Here is a 15,941-nt window from a genome sequence, read left to right as displayed (position 1 = left end):
CCGCGCTATCTTTGATCGAGGCGTTTTGCCCGTTTTGCTAATGCCTCTTTTCTTCGCACCAGTGTTTTTTCTGTCCAGATCGCGAATATCTCATCCATCGAATCCAAGAGTGGACCGATCGCCAGGCCATCGCTGTCGAATTCTAAGAGGTAGGGGTCGGCCAGATCAACCACAGCCCAGAGCCGCGACCATCGCCCGAGATGATCGGCGTCAGCAATTCCGGCGATCAATGCTTTTGCGTGACGTTCGGCGTCGCGCCGCCCCTCCGCTTCAAGGGCTGCATCAGACACCTCCGGCACTTTGTCGCTGACAAGAGCATTCAGTTGACCCGCGACTTCGTCATCGGGGAGCCACCCTAGCAGCTCGGCGGCAGCGCACCGCATTGCTACCGCGCTGCCTTGAGCAGCGTTCATCAGGCGCGTCATTAAGGCTTGCCTGTCTGCGTGACGGCGCAAGGCGCGCGCGATGATCCAGCGGACCTCGTGCCGTTGCTCAACCGCGTAGCGATCGACCAGGAAAGCGAGGCCATTTGCGCCTCCAAGCCCGAGGATCTGTCGCGCGCCGCCGGCGGATGGGTTCTGGTCATACCGACGCTCGGCGATCGCCAAGCCCTCTTCCGGATCGCCGCGAGAGATGCGCTCGACCAGCAGATAGGTATCGTCCGCCGACAGGCGCTTCGCCGAGTAGCCCAAGTCGATAAAATCGTTGGCGTCGAGCGTGCCGTTGTCGCTCAGCCGCCCAGCAATCTGTCCCAGCGGATAGATGCCATGATGCCGATCAACGAAGGGCATGAGCTTGGCGTTGATGATGGGGTCGTCGGGCAGATGCTCGCTTAGCGCGTAAGCAGCTCGCAGCGTGGAGCGGTCATACGTGCCGGTCGTGCCCGCGGTGAGCTGGTCGTGCACGAATTTGCGAGCGTCCGCATCGCCCTGCTCTGCCAGGTACGGAAGGGCTTCTTCACGCCGGGTGGCGTCTGGCAGGTTCACCATGCGCTTGAGTTGGTCGAGCATTCGAGGCTCATAGCAGCCGAGGTGCGACGCTATCCGAATTACGGTCAATGCCGATTCATCATCGTCTGGACACCGCGCTAGCGTATTGGCAAGCAAGTCGGCCGCATTCGGCGGCGGTGCCATGGCGAGCGCACAGGTAGCACCGATCCGCGTACCGCTATCGGCGCTTTCCAAATCGATCCCGATTTGGGCAGCAATGGCGGCGGGCCAAGGTCCCCGCTTAATCCGAACGTCGATCGCGTCATTGTACGCCGACTGCGACCGCATCACGAGCTGATACAGAGCCGCATCCGGACCATGCAAAGCAAGCGCGATCATGAGCCAATACTGATCCAGATTCCCGTTATCGGGTTCTGCCACTCCGGCGGCGAGTAGATTGGCGGGCGCCGACCCAGGCGGAAGCATGATCGAGGACTCGAACCCGTCACGCCGGGTGAATGCTTTATCGCTGATCATCGCCCCTGCTATGGCCGCGCCATATCCATCACCGCCGATCAGAAGCAGCAACCGCTCAAAATTGTCTGCGTCAGAATCGACACTTAGCGACACTCGCCCGCCATTTGCGATCAAGCGGTCGCGCAAGAGTGTCTCCAATGCGCTTTCGCGATAGGTTTCGAGAATGGCGAGCAGGTCCGGGCGCGTCGTGCCAGCCAAAAACTCGACAAGGGGCCGCTCACGTGTCGGCCGCCATGCCTGCCCGGCAACTTCAGCTAAGCGCGCCTCGAGTGCTGCAATCAGGGCCATAAAACTGTCGGTGTCGATTAATAGCGGGGCGGACGCATAGGCGATTGCCAAATCGCTCATTCCTTCCCAACCGGGAGCATGCCGCGCACGCAAATTTGATGGCACCGACGGCCCGCCGTTTCTGATCAGGTGAGCGAGACTGTCGGAAAGGTGGCGACGAACGACCTGTTCCTCGACCTGGACAAGATGTGCGCTCGCTCGGACAGGATCGACCCGTACAAGCGCCCTGAAACGCTCAGCCGGCTCGAAGTGATCCTGCGGGTCGTTAGGGATCGTCAGTCGCTCGGCGTCGCTGCTCTCCCCGAACCGCCCAATCGCGCGTGGCCAAATCGCCTTGCCGGCGGCTATCCGAGCACGAAACGTCGCCTTCGTCCGCACCCAAATGTCCTGCGCAACGACATGCTCAACCTTCAGCAGTAGTTCCAGAAGGACTTCAGCCGTGGGGGCGTCCGATGTCTGATCGAGTTTAGACTCGATCCACGCAGGCATTGTGGTCGCGGTCGTTACCAACGCGTCGAAACTCGCCTGCCGACGCAAAAATAGCTCGTGCTTGGCGGAAGAGTCGGCGTTGACGGCATCGACAGTAGCCTGCCGCCGCTCGAGATGGATTGCCCACAATTGCTCGATCGCATCCGACAGCGGATAAAGAGCCGCAGCGATTAACCCCGCGCGAACTGCCCGGTGATCGGCCGGATTGGAGATCAATCCGATAAGGGCCGGGTCCACGCTTCCCGGTTCGGCTCGCCCGACGGCGGCCATTGCACGTGCTGCAAGCGATGCGATTGGCCCGCGATTTCCGCTCGGCGTCTTGGCAATCTCTGCGAGGGCTGGAATAATCCGGCTACCAAGCCCGGCCAGATGGACTTCAATCAGATTGCCGGCGTTAATGCGATATTGCGGGTCGTCGATGAGGCCGAGCAGGATTTCGGCAACAGTTTGTGCCGGGACCTTGCCCGCGATCAGCCACAGGAAGTCGAGAAGGACGTACCCAAGCCGATAGCTTAGACCAATCGGCAACTCGTCAGGCTGACCAATGCGGATCAGTTCGGCGACCGAACCATGCGCGTCGATGGCGGAGCTTTCGAGCCGCCGGGCGAGGCCAAGCGCCACAACCCAGTTCAGTACGCGATCATGAATGATGACCGACCCGTTCTCGGACTGGCGCAGGATGCCAGTCGCGACAAGACGCTTCCGCGCCTCCTGGTCAAGGCCAGCCGCCTTGGCGACACCGGCGGGCCACGGATAGGCGCCGCCCGCTGCGAGCAGGGTCAGCGCCAGTTGGGCGAGCCCGTCAGGATCATCCTGATGATCCGCCATGTCACGCGCCTCGAACGTCGCATGTCGCCAAAACCGATCAAGCAGATTATATTCGTTGAGCGGTGTCCAATCGGGGCTTTCGATCCGGCGGTAGAGGTCGGCGAAGATCGGCGTCCGCAGGAGTTCGATCACATCGTCGGGGAGCCCTTGCATTGCTCGGTCGTGCGACTTCAGGAATTGGCGTAGCTGCGGCAGCGAGAATTCACCGACGCGGAAAATCGGTGGTGGCAGCGGCATGTTGGTGAGCGCATCGGCGAGGGGTGTCGGCGTGGTGACCAGCAAACGAACACCAAATGCAGCCCAATTTGCTGCCCGCATTTCGTTGAGTAACGACCGGCTCTGCACGTCGTCGACGCCGACGGTAAGCCAGGCGCCGTCACCGTCGACGTAACGATGCCCAAGCCGCCGCTGGAGCCCAGGCATGGTTTGCGGGCCATCAAACGAAGTGTGCCACACGACCTCGGCGACCTTTGAGACGATCGCGGTGAGAGAGTCGGCGTTTTGAACGAGCACGGTCAGGTGACCGGCGCGGTCGAGCCGCGCAAGTTCGCCAGCCAGCTGCCAAGATTTGCCGAAACCACTCTCGCCGGCGATCAACGTCAGTCCGAGATCACCCAACCCCGGCGGCGGGCGGACGTCGTGCTTCAAATCATACCCGAGCAATGCGAGCTGATGTTCAAGAGCGGCCCGCGTCGCCTGCGGAAGTCGCGAATAATGCAGGACGCGTTGGACCGGGAGTCCGGCTTCCTTGAGCAGGTTGGCGACCGTGATCTGGGTTTCGTCGCGCGCCAGACGGAGGATCAGGCCGATTAGCTGATCGCGCTTGCCGACGATGTCTTCGATTGCGTCGACCACATCGGTCAAGAAAGCGTCAATTTGCGTGATCAGAGTATGCTCGGTCAGATCGCCCTCGATTTCGAGCGAAGCCAGCAGACGCCAAAACCGGCGATAGTCCGTGCAACTCGCGCTTTTAGCGAGCGCCTTGAAGAACCCGCGTTCTGACAACCAGGCCTGATACTTGAACGCCTTCTTGTTGTTATCGTCGAGAGCGGCAAGCGGATCGTCGGGAGCAGCGCGCCCTTTCAGAGCTGCACAAAGATCAAGAAGGGTATCGCAATTCAGTGAACCATCGGTCGCGAAGCGATACCGAGTTGACCGCCCGTCGTCTTGAACAGATTTCAGGAGGTCTGGAAGAACATCGGCGGCGATGTTCCCTGACGTCCATGGCTTGCCGTTGGTCCGGATTTTGTCCTGCTCAACGAGCCGCTCACCCGCCGCTTCACACTGAAAGTCGCCCCCGTCGTTCGGCTCGAGTGTCAATTGCGCCGAAAGGAGTTCAGCGTTCTCGAATTGCGCCAGCTTGAGAACCAGCGATGTGCTGTGCGCGAGACCGCGCATGGCTTGCTGCACGATCCCGCGTACGCACAACTGACCGCCGGTCAGTTCGGCCTTATTCATAACGCGCTCTCATCGCCTAGTTATAGGATTGCGGAAGATGCCAACAATGCCTGACAAGCTCGCTTTGAGAGAAAGCTCATGCCTTGGTGAATGACAGTTCCTGCCAGCCGGAAAGTGGGTTGCGATGCTCGCGCATCGACTCTCGTAGCTGGTAGACGTGGCGATGACAGACGAATTTTCGCTCGCCCGATCGGAGAAGCTAACCGCGCTTTATACGCGGTATCGCGAAACGCTCGACTCGATCGCGGTGGGTGGACGCTGGATGCCATATCGCTGGTGGACCTTGCCTGACCGGCTCAATGCCGAATGGATGGCGTACAGCCAGATGCTCGGCGAGTATGCTTCCGAGCTTGCCAACATCATCAATGACCTGACGCATCATGTGCATCGGCTGCGAGCATGGGACCAGATCGTTGCCACGCTCGACGATAATGACAAGCACGAGGCAAGCCATGAGTTCATCGAGATGCTCGGCACGGTGGCGATGGGCCAACCTTATGCGATCAAGTCCCGCTTTGCGTTCGCCGCGGGCCATCTGTCGCACCAGGCGAACCAAGCAATTGACGGTTCAGGCTGGAACGACGATTTCCCGTCGTTCAATCTCTATCTGAACGACATCGAACCCTATTGCTCGCAGTGGAAGCGGTATCGCGCATTCAAGCTCAAGGTCGAGCCGATTGCGGGCAAAAAATTCAAGCGGGCCTCCGACGACTTCCGCAACGCGTACAATCATGGGTTCTCGTCGCGATTCCTGGTCGGGATGACAGGGGTCGTCAAGCGGATCGCGAAAGGCGGTGCGGTGTCTTATGCTTTCGGCGGCAACGAACCGCTCGGAACCGGTGAGATCGCCGATTTGCTCGAGGTCGAGCGCGACCATTGCTACGCCGCGTTCGACGCTTTCCAGCGGCTGGTCGAAGAACAGGTCGCGGCAATCGTCGCTGTCGAAGGGGGCGGCACGCCGGTCAGCGGCGGCCGGGCGCCTGAGCCACCTCGGAGCGGCGACCTTCTACAGTTTAACCCCGAAAGCGGGACTATCCTGTTTGAGGGCAGAAAGGTTGGATCGACCGAATATGCGAACGGAGCGACCCGCGTTGCCTTCAGCATCGAGTATGAGGCCGTCGACGGCGATTGGGTAGTGCCACTATCGTGGCTTGCCTACGGCCTGCGCTTGGCGGGACTCGACCGGCGACCGGCGATTGTGTTCGAAGCCAGCACCGACGCCGATGATATCGAGCCGGTCGCAGCGTCAGGACCAATACTGCTTGTCGAGAAGACATTGAGGTTAGACGGTTATGTCTGGCAATTCCATAAATCGGACGCGGATCCGTGGCCATCTCCACTGCATGGTCACGATTATGAGCGAGGTCTCGTGATCGATGGAATCACCGGTCAGATATATGACAAGGCGACGGGCACCGAGGTTTTCAAGCTCAAGCGCAAGCCGCTGGAGGAGCTGCATCAGCAGATCCGTGCCTCGAAAGACTTGGCAACTATCGCTGCGCAGCACCTGCCTCCGCCTCAACCCTGACCCATCCTACGAGCGGGACTAAGAGCATTCGGAGAATGTACAGCGGCGCGCCAAAGCGATCAGGCCGGCCCAATCGCATTCATTTAGGCAAACAGTGGCGCTTCGGATGTCGGTGCAGGCCGTTTAGACCAGAGCTCGGAAGTGCGCCTCATCTCGATCAAGTCGTCAGGGAAGCATTGGTCCTGGAACGCCAACACGTCCTCGAAGCTGCCATGTAGCCAGCGATTATACTCGTGAGGCTGCAGGAGTACCGGCATACGATCGTTTACCGGACGGATCGCCTCGTTGCAGTCGGTCATCACCCCTGAATAGACATCACCCCACTCAGCGCTCTGCCGCCACAGCCCCGCCCACGCAAAGATCGGCTGGTCCTTCACGCTGAACCACGTCCGGGTCTTGGCGCCCTTGGGCCCCTCTGCTTCGGCAAAGCCGGTGACCGGGATCAGGCATCGCCATTCGGGCTTGCGTGCGAGGCCGACCCACATGTTCTTTGTCACGTCGGCGATGTTGTTGACCGGCTTCGGCTTCGATTCCGGCTTCATGCCCTTGAGCCTTAGCGGGAAGCCCCATGTCATCGACTGGAGAATTCGAACACCGTCCTGCTCGCGTACCACCAGACCGGGCGAAGCGGGGTAACTTTCCTCGGGCGCATTGAACTGCTGAACCGGGGCCGAGACGCCAAAGTGCGCCGCGACCTCGGCCGCGCTTTTCCGAACCGTGTAGAGATTGCACATCGCAGCATCCTACCACGGGTTTCTTGATCCGCACTCGCCTAGAAAAATGCCATCTGCGGCTGCAGTTGCGGCGGCAGTTTTCCACTTTTCCAGCGATCTTCCGTATTTAGAATCGTCATGCTTTCGCTGGCGACAGGCGGCCGGAACTGAAAGGCGATCACATCCTGGATCGTCCCGTGCAGCCAGCTATCATATTCGCTGCGGGCCAGCAGGACGGGCATCCGATCGTTATAAGGTTCGACAAGCGCATTCGCCGTCATTGTCATCCCGGCATAGACCGGCCCGAATTCTGACGTGTTCCGGCAGAAACCCGCCCAAGCCACCAGCGGCTCACCAGTGACAGAAAACCAGGTGCGTGTCTTTTCGCCGGGATCGCCATTGGGGTTGGCGAAGTGGGTCAATGGAATCAGGCAGCGATAGCGCTGATCGACCACGAGGTGCTCCCACATCGGATTCGTCAGATCGGCGACGAGCCCGATACGGCCAGGTGGATCGCCGCGCAGCCTCATCTCCCGGGTCAGGCGCGGAAATCCCCAGCTCATCAACTTGAGCAATCGGCGGTAGCCACTCTCGAGCACGACTAGGCCAGGATTGCCCTCGATCGTCTCCGGCGGAACGCCGACCGATGCGGGAATCTCCGCACCGAAGTGGGTGGCTACGTCCGCGACGCCCGCCATAACCGTGTAGAGCCTCGACATGGCGAGCCAATCTTCCTTCGCCGACTCGAACGGCGCAACCTTATCACAGAACAAAGATCGAACAAAGATCGCGTGCCTGGCGGGATGACATGGGCTTCGCGAACGCGCGGCGAAACTAAATGGAAGCTCTGGCGATTGACTTACCTGTTTTACGGATATATCCGTAATAACATCGAGTCGGCAGGAGATCACGATGAAGCGCATGCATCTGCACGTGAATGTGCCCGATCTTTCGCAATCGATCGCTTTTTACCGAACACTCTTCGGTGCCGCGCCTACCGTCGTGAAAGCCGATTATGCCAAATGGATGCTCGACGATCCGAAGGTCAACTTCGCGATCTCACAGAGGGCGCGAACCGCCGGCGTCGACCACATCGGCATCCAAGTCGACAGCGCCGAAGAACTCGGCGATCTCGCCCATCGTCTGAAGGCGGCGGGCTCGGATACGTTCGATCAAGAAGCGACCACCTGCTGCTACGCCCAGTCGGACAAGAGCTGGGTGAACGATCCGGCGGGTGTCCGCTGGGAGACGTTCTTCACTTTTGGCGAGGCCACCACATACGGGGAGGATGAAGTCCTCTCCGTGCCGCCGGCCAGCGCCTGCTGCGGTTCGGCCGACTCGGCACGCGCGCAGATTTGCCGCTGATGGACCCCAAGGCTGCCATCGCCGCCCTGTCGGCGCTTGCACATCCCGGTCGGCTCGAGGTGTTTCGACTGCTCGTCCGGGTCGGCGAGCAGGGCATGGCTTCAGGTGAGATCGCTCGCGCGACCGGGCATGTGCCGCAGACCCTCTCAGGCAACCTGGCGATCCTCGGGCACGCGGGTCTCGTCGCGTCGCGACGCGAGGGACGCTCGATCATCTACACTGCCGCATATGGCCATATGAGTGACCTGCTGGGATTTCTCATGGAGGATTGCTGCGCGGGCAAGCCGGAAATCTGTGCACCACTCGCCGACATGGTGGCGAAAGCGGCATGCTGTCAGCCGGGAGCGGTCCAGTGACGGATATCGTGATTTACCATAACCCCGAGTGCGGGACGTCGCGCAATACACTGGCGATGATCCGCAATGCGGGCATCGAGCCGCACGTCGTCGAGTATCTGAAGACGCCGCCATCGCGGCCGATGCTGGTGTCGCTCATCGAGCGCATGGGGCTGACGCCTCGCGCGTTGCTACGCGAGAAGGGCACACCTTTTGCGGAGCTGGCGCTAGACGATAAGTCGCTGGACGACGACTATCTCATAAGCGCGATGATGGAACATCCGAGCCTCATCAACCGGCCGATCGTCGTCTCGCCGCTTGGCGTCAAGCTCTGCCGGCCGTCCGAAGAAGTGCTCGACCTGCTACCAGGCGAGCAGCACGGCGCATTCACCAAGGAAGACGGCCAGCGGGTCATCGACGACAGAGGGAAGCGGATCGCTTCATGACCGCCACGACCGCGGCGACAATCGCGCCGACCAAGCCCGCCATCAGCATGTTCGAGCGCTATCTCAGCGTCTGGGTAGCGTTGTGCATCGTGGTGGGCATCGCGCTTGGATTTGCGCTGCCCGACGTGTTTCGGGTGGTCGCCTCGGCGGAGCTCGCCAAGGTCAACCTGGTCGTCGCCATGTTAATCTGGCTGATGATCATCCCGATGCTGCTTAAGATCGACCTGACGGCGCTCGCGTCGGTCAGACAGCACTGGAAAGGTGTCGGCGTCACGCTCTTCATCAATTGGGCGGTGAAGCCCTTTTCGATGGCATTGCTCGGCACGCTGTTCCTCGGGTTCCTCTTCCGCCCGCTACTGCCGGAGACTGAAATTAGCTCCTACATCGCAGGCCTGATCTTGCTTGCCGCCGCGCCGTGCACCGCGATGGTTTTCGTTTGGTCCAACCTCTGCGACGGCGATCCCACCTATACGCTGAGCCAGGTCGCGCTCAACGACATCATCATGGTGTTCGCATTCGCGCCGCTGGTGGGATTGCTGCTCGGCGTCGCGTCGATCACGGTGCCGTGGGAAACACTTTTGATCTCCGTCACCCTTTATATCGTCGTGCCAGTCATCGTCGCCCAGTTGCTTCGCCGCGCCATCCTGTCGTCTGGCGGTCCGTCGGGTCTCGACCGGCTGCTCACTCGGCTTGGGCCGGTTTCGCTGATCGCGCTTCTGACGACGCTGGTGCTGCTTTTCGGATTTCAGGGCGAGGCGATCATCGCCCATCCGCTGGTGATCGCTCTTATTGCCGTCCCGATCCTCATCCAGGTCTATTTCAACGCGGGGCTGGCCTATTGGCTGAGCCATCGCTTCGGCGTGGCATGGTGCGTGGCGGCACCCGCCGCGCTGATCGGCGCCTCCAATTTCTTCGAATTGGCGGTCGCCGCCGCGATCAGTCTGTTCGGACTCAATTCGGGCGCGGCGCTCGCCACCGTCGTCGGCGTGCTGGTCGAAGTTCCTGTCATGCTCTCGGTGGTCAGGATCGTGAGGAAGACCCGGCCGTGGTACGAACGGCGGGTTCCGTCATGATAGCCACAGCGATCGATGCGAGTTCGCTGGCCGATCTCGCAACAGAACTGGAAGCGGCCGGCCTGGTTGTGAGCGATCTCGCCGATCCTGATCGCCGCTTCTTTCGGTTCGAGGATGCCGCCGGCGTCGTCGGTTATGGCGGTGTCGAAGGCCTCGGCGCCGATCGGCTAGTGCGCTCGCTCGTCGTGACGGCCAACCGCCGTGGACAAGGACTCGGGGCGGCGATGCTCGCGGCGATCGAGCGCGCCGCAGCCGATGACGGCGCGGCCAGCCTGTACATGCTCACTACCACTGCCGAGCCATTCTTCCGTGGGCGCGGTTACGAGACTGCTCGGCGCGACGATGCTCCCGCGGCCATCGCTAGCTCGGCGGAGTTTCGGACACTTTGTCCGGCGAGTGCGACTTTCCTCTGCAAGCGAATAGCCTGATGTCGCGTCTTCGCACCCTCCCCGAACCTGACTATATGCCCGCGCTCGATCGCAGATTGGTGCAGGCGAACGTGGGCGCTGGACTGGGCTCGCTCGATCACAAACCTCGTATCCTGCTGCTCTACGGTTCATTGCGCGAGCGTTCTTTCAGCCGGCTGGCCACTGAAGAAGCAGCGCGGATCCTCAACCACTTCGGCGCGGAGGTCCGAATATTTGATCCCGCCGACCTGCCGTTGCCCGACCAGGTGAAGGGCGACGATCATCCCGCGGTCCACGAATTGCGCGAACACGCGCTCTGGTCGGAGGGCATGGTGTGGTGCAGCCCGGAACGGCACGGCCAGATCACCGGCATCATGAAGGCGCAGATCGACCATCTGCCGCTTGAGTTCGGGGGCATGCGCCCGACCCAAGGACGGACTCTCGCGGTCATGCAGGTGTCGGGCGGGTCGCAGTCGTTCAACGCGGTCAATACCTTACGGCTGCTCGGTCGCTGGATGCGCATGATCACGATTCCGAACCAGTCGAGCATCGCGATGGCGTTCAAGGAGTTCGACGAGGACGGTCGCCTGAAGGCGTCGAGCTACTACGATCGAATCGTCGACGTGATGGAGGAGTTGGTTCGGTTCACCGTCCTGACCCGCGGCCATGCCGAACAGCTTGTCGATCGCTATTCCGAGCGGAAGGCTCATGCCGCAAAATCGGACGCGGTTAGCGATCTTGCGTCGCGGTCGGTCGCCTGAATACGAAAGCCACTCCGATTTCGTCACTTCGAACTAGCGGAAATCGCGCGGCTTGATCTTGATGCCCTCCGTCGGCTGACCGGGGATGATACCCGAACCCAGCCGCAAGTCGGGGATGTAGATGTCGCGCGCCGCCCGTCCCAGTGGCCGTTCGGCGGGATCGCGCGGATCGGGCGTCATCGGGCTCTTCACGACATCGGCGCGGCTCACGCGATAGATGTCGGCTATGTCGCTGCGATTGCCGACGCTGGCGAGCAGCGGGGACAGGTCGTCCAGCCGCTGCGCAATAAGATGGATCACCTCGCCCTCGCGCTGGACCTGACCGCGCACGCCCATCATCGATGCCCCGAGTACGGTTCGTCGGTTCGCCTCAAATACCTTGGTCCAGACGACCAGATTGGCGACATTGGTCTCGTCCTCGAGCGTGATGAACATGACACCCTTGGCGGACCCCGGCTTCTGACGGACAAGGACGATGCCGGCGAGTTCCACGTAGCGCCCGTCTCGGACCGTCTGCAGCTGCTCGCAGGTGATCATTCGGCGCGCCGTCAGTTCGTCGCGCAGGAAGGCGAGCGGATGGGCGCGCAGGCTCAGGCCGGAGGAACGATAATCCTCGACCACTTCGGCACCCTCGCCCATCGCGGTAAGCATGACGGCCGGCTCGATCGCTTCCTGCCGCAGCTTCCCGTCACGCGCGTCGGCGGCCGCAAACAATGGCAGCGCGGCATCGCCAAGCCCCTTCACATCCCACAAACCGGCCCGACGGCTCGCACCGAGCGAGCCGAATCCGTCGGCGTCGCCAATCCGGTCGAGCGCGCCGCGACCCACGCCGGCGCGGCGCTGAATCTCCTCCACGCTAGCGTAGGGATCGTCACCCCGCGCCGTCACGATGGCGGCCGCGTCGGCATTCGACAGGTCGCGTGCCATGCGCAAACCGAGGCGGACCGCCTTGAACCGGCCATTGCTCGCTTCGAGCGTGCAGTCCCACCGGCTCGAGTTGACGTCGATCGGCCGGACTTCGACGCCGTGTTGACGCGCATCGCGCACAATCTGCGCCGGCGCATAGAAGCCCATCGGCTGCGCATTGAGCAGTGCGGCGCAGAAGGCATCGGGATGATGACACTTCATCCAGGACGAGGCGTAGGCGATGAGCGCAAAACTGGCGGCATGGCTCTCGGGAAAGCCGTAGGAACCGAACCCTTCGATCTGCTTGAAGGTCTTCTCGGCGAACTCGCGCTCATAGCCGCGCGTCACCATCCCCTCGATCAGCTTGTCGCGGAAATGTGAGACGCCTCCGGTCAGCTTGAACGTCGCCATCGCGCGGCGCAGCAAATCGGCCTCGGACGGCGTGAACCCCGCGCATTCGATCGCGACGCGCATCGCCTGTTCCTGAAACAGCGGCACGCCCAAAGTTTTCTCCAGCACCCGGCGTAGCTCGGGCGTCGGATAGGTCACTTCCTCCTGACCATTACGACGACGGCGGTAAGGATGGACCATGTCCCCCTGGATCGGGCCGGGGCGGACGATCGCCACCTGGATGACGAGGTCGTAGAAGGTGCGCGGTGCCATCAGCGGGATCGACGCCATCTGCGCGCGGCTCTCGATCTGGAACACGCCGAGCGTGTCGGCCTTGCGGATCATCGCATAGGTCGCCGGATCCTCGGCCGGGATGGTCGCCAGATCGACTTTCAATCCCTTGTCACCCTCGAGAAACTCAAACGCACGGCGCATGCAACTGAGCATTCCCAGCGCCAGCACATCGACCTTCATAAAACCGAGCGCGTCGATGTCGTCTTTGTCCCACTCGATGACTTGGCGGTCGTCCATCGCCGCCGGCTCGATCGGCACGAGCTCGTCGAGCCGGTCGCGGGTCAGCACGAACCCGCCGGGGTGCTGCGACAGGTGGCGCGGGGTGTTGATCAGCTGGCGGGCCAGGTCGAGCGTCAGCGCCAGTCTCCGGTCGCCGAGGTCCATGTTGAGTTCCTCAGCATGTTTCTCCTCGACCCCTTCGCGGCTCCAGCCCCACACCGACGACGATAAGCCGGCCGTCGCGTCCTCGCTCAGCCCGAGCGCCTTGCCGACCTCCCGCACCGCGCCGCGCGCGCGATAGCGCGTAACGACTGCGGTCAGCGCGCTCCGTGTCCGGCCGTAGGTCTCATAGATCCACTGGATCACCTCCTCGCGCCGCTCATGTTCGAAGTCGACGTCGATGTCGGGAGGTTCTCGTCGCTCAGCGCTGACGAAGCGCTCGAAAAGCAGTTCGGAGCGTACCGGATCGATCGAGGTGATGCCGAGCACGTAGCAGACCGCCGAATTGGCGGCAGACCCCCTGCCCTGGCACAGGATGTCCTTGCTGCGTGCGAACGCCACGATCGAATGAACCGTCAGGAAATAGGGGGCATAATCGAGTTCGGCGATGAGCCTGAGCTCGTGTTCGAGTTGCGCGCGGACCTTCCCATCGACGCCGTCCGGATAGCGCTCGGGCGCCTTTTCCCACGTCAGCCGCTCCAGCTCCTGCTGCGGCGTGCGTCCCGCCACTCGGATCTCGTCGGGATATTGATATTTGAGCTCGTCGAGGCTGAAAGTGCAGCGCGCCGCCAGCGCGACGCTGCGCGCGACCGGACTCGTGTCTTTCAGATAGCGCCGGAACAATCGCGCCATTTCGGATGCATGTTTGAGATGACGGTCGGCGATACGTTCGCGCCGGTCGCCCAGCTGGTCGATCGTGCACTTCTCGCGGATGCAGGTAACCACGTCCTGGAGCAGCCGGCGATCGGGCGAATGGTAAAGCACGTCGCCGGTCGCGATCGTCGGCACACGCAGCGCCGCAGCGATCGCTGCCAAGTCGCGCAGCCGCACAGCGTCGCGCGGATGGCGACGGATCGAGAGGGCAAGATAGGCGCGGTCTCCAAATATCCGCTTGGTCCGCGCCAGCGCCGCCTCGGCGGTCGCGTCGGCGCGGTCAGGCGCAAGCATTGCGATCAGTCCGTCGTTCCATTCCTCGACGTCGGCCCAGTCTAGGTGACAGGCTCCTTTGCCGGCGCGATCCTTCCCGACGCTGAGCAATCGACACATTCGGCCATAGGCAGCACGGGTCGTTGGATAGACGAGCAGCGCCGAGCCGTCGGTCAGGTCAAGCCGGCAACCGACGATCGAACGCACGCCCGTGGTCCTTGCCGCATCCCAGGCGCGGACGATCCCAGCGACCGAGTTGCGGTCGACGATGCCAAGTGCGGGCAACCCTAGCAGCGCGGCCGCGGCAAACAGCTCCTCCGGCGACGATGCGCCGCGCAGGAAACTGAAATGCGTCGTGACCTGCAGCTCGACATACCCCGGTTCGGCCTCGGTCACGCGAACGCGCCGTGGATGAACCAGCGCATCGGCCCGGTGGCCGGGTTCTCGCCGTCGCCGAGCCGGAACAGCCAGTAACGCCCACCTTCGGTCGTCTCGACCTGGAAATAATCGCGGATGGTATAGGGCCGATCGGCCTCGACGCCGCCGTCACGCCACCATTCGCCATGGAGGCGTTCTGGACCGTCAGCCTGCGCCACCCGGTAACGCTTGCGCCGCCAGACGAACATCGCCGGCGGGTGGTCCGGCAGCATCGCCGTCACGTCGACCGGCTCCGGACTGCTGAGCATCCGGCTTGGGCGTGGCAGATCCGCATTCCACACCGCGCCCTCGGCATTCGACAGAGGGGACGCCGACCACAATGATCGCTCTGGCATCGCACTCGGATGAGGCGTCGACCGGTAAAGGCGACGCTGCCCGAACCGGTTGGCCAGCGCATCGACCAGCGCGGACAGGTCCGGCCCGCGTCGCACCATTGACTCGAGGCCTTCGCGTTGGCCTGGACCGAGCGGCTCGACGAGAGAAGCGATCAGCGTCATCACCTCGATGCCGAGGCCGGGATCGATTGTCTCGATCTTCGCTGCCAGCAGCTTGGCGAGATGACGCGAATCGCGCGACGGCGTCGCGGTGCCAACCCGGATCGCCTGGCTGTGGCCATCAACACGATGGAAATGACAATCGAGACGGCGCGCGCCGCTGGCCGTCTTGATCAGCTGCTCCGAGATATCCGCGGCGAGATCGGCGATGACTTGCCCGAACGCTTCGGCGGTCAGCAGCGGCTCCATGAAACCGCGCCGGGCGCGCGGCAGCGCTTCGGGAAAGACTGGTTCGATCGGCTCGGGTACGTGACCGAGCGCCTGGTCGAGACGGCGGTGAAGCGTGCGGCCGAACCTTTTGGCAAGCGGGCCACGCGGCGTGCCGATCAGCTGTTCGATCCGCTCGAACCCCAGCTTGCGCAGTCCCTCGACGATGCCGGATTCGAGCCGCAACGCGACGATCGGGAGCAGGCCGAGCGCGTTGCGATGGTCGCCAGGCTCGATCGTTACCGGCCGGCCCGCAGGCACGTGGCGCGCGACCGCGTGCGCGCAGCCAGCGGTGTCGGCGACCGCGATCTGCACCGACAGGCCGAACGCCGCGATACGCCGGTGCAAATCCTTGACCAGAGCGCGCTCGGTATCGAACAACGACGCGCAGCCAGTGATGTCGAGCCAGAGCCCGTCGGGCAGGTCGGGCGCTACCACCGGCGAATAGCGCTGCCCGGCCCATAGCGCGAGGCGCCGCAGACCCGCCGAATCGGCTTCCGGATCAGCGTCGATCACGTCGAGCCCGTGCGCAAAGGATCGCGCCTTCGTCACCGTCATGCCCGGCGTGATGCCAAGAGCGCGCGCACCGGCATCAACCGCTGCAACGATACGCCGGCCATGATCGGGAAT

General features: G+C 62.5%; 12 protein-coding genes. 7 read left to right on the top strand and 5 right to left on the bottom strand.

The window, feature by feature from the left end; all coding sequences use genetic code 11:
• Nucleotides 1–5 precede the first annotated feature (5 nt).
• Complete coding sequence (locus M9980_RS01420) at nt 6–4,529, bottom strand: HEAT repeat domain-containing protein (RefSeq protein ID WP_250752595.1); 4,524 nt, start codon at nt 4,527–4,529, stop codon at nt 6–8.
• Nucleotides 4,530–4,692: 163 nt separating this feature from the next.
• On the opposite strand from M9980_RS01420, the gene M9980_RS01415 reads away from it, so the two are divergent.
• Nucleotides 4,693–6,057: a hypothetical protein gene (locus tag M9980_RS01415; RefSeq protein WP_250752592.1), complete on the top strand. Its 1,365-nt coding sequence runs from the start codon at nt 4,693–4,695 to the stop codon at nt 6,055–6,057.
• An 83-nt stretch (nt 6,058–6,140) separates the two neighbouring features.
• Here the strand turns inward: M9980_RS01415 and M9980_RS01410 are convergent, their stop codons facing one another.
• Both M9980_RS01410 and M9980_RS01405 read right to left on the bottom strand, forming a co-directional pair.
• Complete coding sequence (locus tag M9980_RS01410) at nt 6,141–6,791, bottom strand: SOS response-associated peptidase (RefSeq protein ID WP_250752588.1); 651 nt, start codon at nt 6,789–6,791, stop codon at nt 6,141–6,143.
• A 38-nt stretch (nt 6,792–6,829) separates the two neighbouring features.
• A complete protein-coding gene (locus M9980_RS01405) occupies nt 6,830–7,693 on the bottom strand; it encodes an SOS response-associated peptidase family protein (RefSeq protein WP_250752586.1) in 864 nt (287 codons plus the stop codon).
• On the opposite strand from M9980_RS01405, the gene M9980_RS01400 reads away from it, so the two are divergent.
• Genes M9980_RS01400 through arsH form a run of 6 tightly spaced genes read left to right on the top strand, consistent with a single transcriptional unit; the run spans nt 7,683 to nt 11,157 of the window.
• Nucleotides 7,683–8,135, top strand: a complete 453-nt coding sequence (locus M9980_RS01400) for an ArsI/CadI family heavy metal resistance metalloenzyme (protein ID WP_250752584.1) — start codon at nt 7,683–7,685, stop codon at nt 8,133–8,135. The genes M9980_RS01405 and M9980_RS01400 overlap by 11 nt on opposite strands.
• Complete coding sequence (locus M9980_RS01395) at nt 8,135–8,491, top strand: ArsR/SmtB family transcription factor (RefSeq protein WP_250752582.1); 357 nt, start codon at nt 8,135–8,137, stop codon at nt 8,489–8,491. The genes M9980_RS01400 and M9980_RS01395 overlap by 1 nt, the downstream gene beginning before the upstream one ends.
• Nucleotides 8,488–8,916, top strand: coding sequence for an arsenate reductase (glutaredoxin) (gene arsC, locus M9980_RS01390; RefSeq protein ID WP_479725556.1), 429 nt, complete (start codon nt 8,488–8,490; stop codon nt 8,914–8,916). Before M9980_RS01395 ends, arsC begins: the two co-directional genes overlap by 4 nt.
• A complete protein-coding gene (gene arsB, locus M9980_RS01385) occupies nt 8,913–9,989 on the top strand; it encodes an ACR3 family arsenite efflux transporter (RefSeq protein WP_250752578.1) in 1,077 nt (358 codons plus the stop codon). The genes arsC and arsB overlap by 4 nt, the downstream gene beginning before the upstream one ends.
• Nucleotides 9,986–10,417: an arsenic resistance N-acetyltransferase ArsN2 gene (gene arsN2 / locus M9980_RS01380; RefSeq protein ID WP_250752576.1), complete on the top strand. Its 432-nt coding sequence runs from the start codon at nt 9,986–9,988 to the stop codon at nt 10,415–10,417. The genes arsB and arsN2 overlap by 4 nt, the downstream gene beginning before the upstream one ends.
• Nucleotides 10,417–11,157, top strand: a complete 741-nt coding sequence (gene arsH / locus M9980_RS01375; RefSeq protein ID WP_250755021.1) for an arsenical resistance protein ArsH — start codon at nt 10,417–10,419, stop codon at nt 11,155–11,157. The genes arsN2 and arsH overlap by 1 nt, the downstream gene beginning before the upstream one ends.
• A gap of 33 nt (nt 11,158–11,190) precedes the next feature.
• Here the strand turns inward: arsH and M9980_RS01370 are convergent, their stop codons facing one another.
• On the bottom strand, nt 11,191–14,508 hold the full coding sequence (locus M9980_RS01370) for an error-prone DNA polymerase (RefSeq protein ID WP_250752575.1): 3,318 nt from the start codon (nt 14,506–14,508) through the stop codon (nt 11,191–11,193).
• Entirely contained in the window at nt 14,505–15,869 is a 1,365-nt protein-coding gene (locus tag M9980_RS01365) for a DUF6504 family protein (protein WP_479725555.1), read from the bottom strand. The genes M9980_RS01370 and M9980_RS01365 overlap by 4 nt, the downstream gene beginning before the upstream one ends.
• Nucleotides 15,870–15,941: the final 72 nt, after the last annotated feature.

Origin of the sequence: Sphingomonas donggukensis (assembly GCF_023674425.1) — a bacterium.
Classification (GTDB): domain Bacteria; phylum Pseudomonadota; class Alphaproteobacteria; order Sphingomonadales; family Sphingomonadaceae; genus Sphingomonas; species Sphingomonas donggukensis.
This window is presented reverse-complemented; position numbering and strand designations above follow the sequence as displayed.

Excerpts from the sequence above, each read along its gene's own strand:
- M9980_RS01420 (WP_250752595.1), bottom strand. The coding sequence starts at position 4,529 with ATGAATAAGGCCGAACTGACCGGCGGTCAGTTGTGCGTACGCGGGATC.
- arsH (WP_250755021.1), top strand. The coding sequence starts at position 10,417 with ATGTCGCGTCTTCGCACCCTCCCCGAACCTGACTATATGCCCGCGCTC.
- M9980_RS01395 (WP_250752582.1), top strand. The coding sequence starts at position 8,135 with ATGGACCCCAAGGCTGCCATCGCCGCCCTGTCGGCGCTTGCACATCCC.
- M9980_RS01400 (WP_250752584.1), top strand. The coding sequence starts at position 7,683 with ATGAAGCGCATGCATCTGCACGTGAATGTGCCCGATCTTTCGCAATCG.
- M9980_RS01415 (WP_250752592.1), top strand. The coding sequence starts at position 4,693 with ATGACAGACGAATTTTCGCTCGCCCGATCGGAGAAGCTAACCGCGCTT.
- arsN2 (WP_250752576.1), top strand. The coding sequence starts at position 9,986 with ATGATAGCCACAGCGATCGATGCGAGTTCGCTGGCCGATCTCGCAACA.
- M9980_RS01410 (WP_250752588.1), bottom strand. The coding sequence starts at position 6,791 with ATGTGCAATCTCTACACGGTTCGGAAAAGCGCGGCCGAGGTCGCGGCG.
- M9980_RS01365 (WP_479725555.1), bottom strand. The coding sequence starts at position 15,869 with ATGACGGTGACGAAGGCGCGATCCTTTGCGCACGGGCTCGACGTGATC.
- arsB (WP_250752578.1), top strand. The coding sequence starts at position 8,913 with ATGACCGCCACGACCGCGGCGACAATCGCGCCGACCAAGCCCGCCATC.
- M9980_RS01405 (WP_250752586.1), bottom strand. The coding sequence starts at position 7,693 with ATGCGCTTCATCGTGATCTCCTGCCGACTCGATGTTATTACGGATATA.